Genomic DNA, 3,270 nt, shown 5'->3' with positions numbered 1-3,270 from the left:
CAGGCCACTGGCCCAGTGCTGATGACGGCGGTCGTTCCCACTCACCGCTGCGGGGCAGCCCCGGATTCCCACCGGGTTCCCTCTTACGACGCCCGGCCAGCTCACGACCGGGCGAACCAGCGCCACCGGGAGCATAGCTGGCCAGGGGCGACGGCCCCTCAGCCCGGCCGACCACCCGGGAGGTGTTCGGCTTTAGCCAGGTGAGGAAAAAGTTCGTCACCTCTTGTAAAAAGTCTCCGCCCAGTGAGGATATTCAGATGCGTCGTCACCCTCAGATTCCTGGGCGGGTGGTCTCGGGCCTCCTCGCGCTCCTCCTCGCCTCGGCGGTCGCTCTCCTCGCGTCCGCCCAGCCCGCCGTAGCTCACGGGACCCTCGCGATGTCCACGCCGGCGGGTGGCGCCACTGTGCGCGAGCCGTTGACGTCGGTGCAGCTGTTCTTCACCGAGAAGGCCGCTGCCAACGCGTTCTTCACGATCACCGCGCCGGGTGGCATCCGGGTCGACAATGGCTGGTCGTACGGGGAGCCGAAGCCGTTGGACAAGCCGGTGCGCGAGTACTTCCTGGTCAACGGCCAGTTCGAGCCACGCGAGTACACGACCGGGTTCCCCGCGACGGTGGCGGTCGCGCACCTGCCGGCCAAGGGTCAGTACTCGGTGAGCTACCTGTCGGTCGCCTCGGACGGCGACCCCGTGCGCGGCACCTTGACCTTCCGCTACGACGGGCCGGTGACGGCGGCGCCCAAGGGGTGGAGCCCGCCGTCGACCCAGCCAGATCCGGCGCTGTTGGCCACCGCCGAGCAGCACGGGTCGTCCGGGCAGGCGTCGGCGGTGCCGACAGTCGCGGCCGAGACGGCGGCTGCGCCGTCCGCGGCAGCGGCTGCGCCGACCGGATCGACTGACGAGAGCGGCCCCGGAGCGGTCGCGTGGGTCGGCCTGGCGGTGGTCGCCGTGGCGGCCGCGGCGGCCGGATTCGTCGTCTGGCGTCGGCGGACGACCCCCACCGGCAGAGCCACCGGCCGGGGCCGTACCGCGTCGGCGACATCCGCTCGACGCGGCGCCGGCACCCGTCCCGGGACCAGGACCGCCGGCACCAGGATCGCCAGCGCCAAGGCCACCGGTGCCAAGGGCGCCGGTGGCAAGCCCGCCGTTGCCAGGACCGGCGGCGGCAGAGCGGCCGGTGGCAGGACCGACGCAGACAGGAGCGTCGCGGCGACCGGCAGCGGTACGCAGACCCCGGACGGTAAGCGGCGACCCAACGCCGTGCCGGCCGCGCGCAAGGACACCGCCGTCGTCGTGGCTCGGACGGGCGTCGCTGTCGATCCAACTCCGACCGGTGAGGACGCGAAAGCCCCCGCCACGACGGACAGTCGACCGCCCGTCGACTCCGGGACATCGCCCGACCCGGATCTCGCCACGGCGACGCCCGGATCCCGGCTGAGCAACACCAGCCTGGCACTGTTCGTCGGTACCCTGGTGCTGGCCCTGCTCGGCGGCTTCGGATTGGCGCGCATCAGCGGCAACGAGGGCCCGGCCGCCAACAACGCCCGGCAACCGGCGGGCGGTCCGCCCGCCTCCGGCCCGGCCGGGTCCGCGGCCGACGGACACCAACACCCGGCGGGCACCGGACCGCACACCCACCGGGGTGATGGCGGAACGGGCGAGACGCTGGCCACCGGGACGACCGTCAGCGCCGGCGGGTACACGCTGCAACCGCTGGAACGAACCCAACCCGCCGGGGTACGCGCCGACTACCGCTTCCGCATCGTCGGCACCGACCGGCAGCCGGCGACCCGCTTCGCGGTCGTCCACGACAAGCCGTTGCACATGATCGTCGTGGGCCGTGACCTGACCGGCTACCAGCACCTGCACCCGACGATGGCACCCGACGGCACCTGGAGCGTCCCCATGACGCTGGCCCGACCCGGCGGCTACCGCGTCTACGCCGACTTCTCCGTCACCACTGCCAACGGCACGCCGCTGCCGCTCGTGCTGGGCGTCGACCACACAGTGCCCGGCGCGCACACCCCGACCGCGCTGCCGCCGGCACAGGCGCGGGCGACGGCTGGTCCGTACACGGTGTCGATGACCGGCACCCCGACGGTGGGTGTGACGGCGCCGATCCACTTCCAGGTCGCCAGCGCCGACACGGCAACGCCCGCGCAGCTGGAGCGATACCTTGCCGCGTACGGGCACCTGGTGGTGGTTCGCGAGGGTGACCTCGGCTACGTGCACGTGCACCCCGAGCCGGAGCTGGTCGACGGGACTGTGAAGTTCTGGCTGACCGCGCCGAGTTCAGGCCGGTACCGGGCCTTCTTCGACTTCCAGGTCGCCGGCAAGGTGCACACCGGGGAGTTCACGATCAACGTTCCCTGAGCCCGGAACTTTCTCCCTGCTGCGGCCGACCAACCTCCCAGCAGCAACCATCGGAGGAAGAACACATGCGCGCCACCAGCCCGAACGTTTCACGCCGCCGCTCGGCCGCGATCCTCGCCGCCGCGATCCTGGCGGTGGGCGCCGCCGGGTGCGGGTCGTCCGACTCTCCGTCGACCGCGCAGGCGGGCCCGTCCGCGTCGGCCCCGGCCAACCCGGACGCTGGTGTGCTCGGCATTCGTGACCCGTGGGTGAAGGCGGCCGACAAGGGCATGACAGCGGCCTTCGGGACCCTGGTCAACGACGGCGACAGCGATGTCACGGTGACCGGTGCCACGAACCCCCTGTCACCGATGGAGCTGCACGAGATGACCATGAAGGACGGCAAGATGGTCATGCAGGCCAAGCAGGGTGGCATCGTGATCAAGGCCAAGAGCACGCACGCGCTGGAGCCGGGCGGCGACCACCTCATGCTGATGAACCTCACCAAGCCCGTTCAGGCCGGCGACGAGTTGGCCTTCACGCTGACCTTCGCCGACGGCAGGACCCAGCAGTTCAGCGCCGTGGCCAAGCCGTTCACCGGCGCGCAGGAGAGCTACGCCCCCGGGCACGGTCAGCCCATGCCCGGCGTGAGCGCCACGCCGGAGATGAGCATGAGCCCGTCATCGTGACGCAGACGCCACCCGTCCGGCAGGTGAGCAGGCGCGGCCTGCTCACCGGCGGTGCCCTGGCTGCCGGAGGGGCCCTGGCCGGCGGTGCCGCCATCGCCACGACCCGTACCGGCGGCGGGCAACCACCGGCCGCCGCCGACACCACGCCGGTGGCGAGCGTCGGCCCGAGGGTCGATGGCCGCGTAGAGCAGGTCCACCAGTACGTTCGCCAACACCACGAAGACCGCGGC

Annotated in this window: 2 protein-coding genes, 1 pseudogene and 1 riboswitch; all 3 genes and pseudogenes read left to right on the top strand. The window is 72.0% G+C overall.

The genetic code is table 11. From position 1 onward, the window contains the following. A riboswitch (cobalamin riboswitch) is annotated at positions 1 to 136 on the bottom strand. This riboswitch is flagged as partial in the annotation. Positions 137 to 257: 121 nt separating this feature from the next. After that, the gene (locus tag ABZ749_RS32415; protein WP_357234578.1) at positions 258 to 2,372 is read left to right on the top strand and encodes a copper resistance protein CopC; all 2,115 of its coding nucleotides are present in this window, start codon (positions 258 to 260) and stop codon (positions 2,370 to 2,372) included. A gap of 65 nt (positions 2,373 to 2,437) precedes the next feature. After that, a complete protein-coding gene (locus ABZ749_RS32410; RefSeq protein ID WP_357234575.1) occupies positions 2,438 to 3,040 on the top strand; it encodes a copper chaperone PCu(A)C in 603 nt (200 codons plus the stop codon). Between the two features lie 23 nt (positions 3,041 to 3,063). Further along, positions 3,064 to 3,270, top strand: a pseudogene (locus ABZ749_RS32405) (hypothetical protein); the annotation flags it as partial.

The sequence above is a fragment of the Micromonospora sp. NPDC047753 genome (assembly GCF_040642735.1).
Lineage (GTDB): Bacteria > Actinomycetota > Actinomycetes > Mycobacteriales > Micromonosporaceae > Micromonospora.
This window is presented reverse-complemented; position numbering and strand designations above follow the sequence as displayed.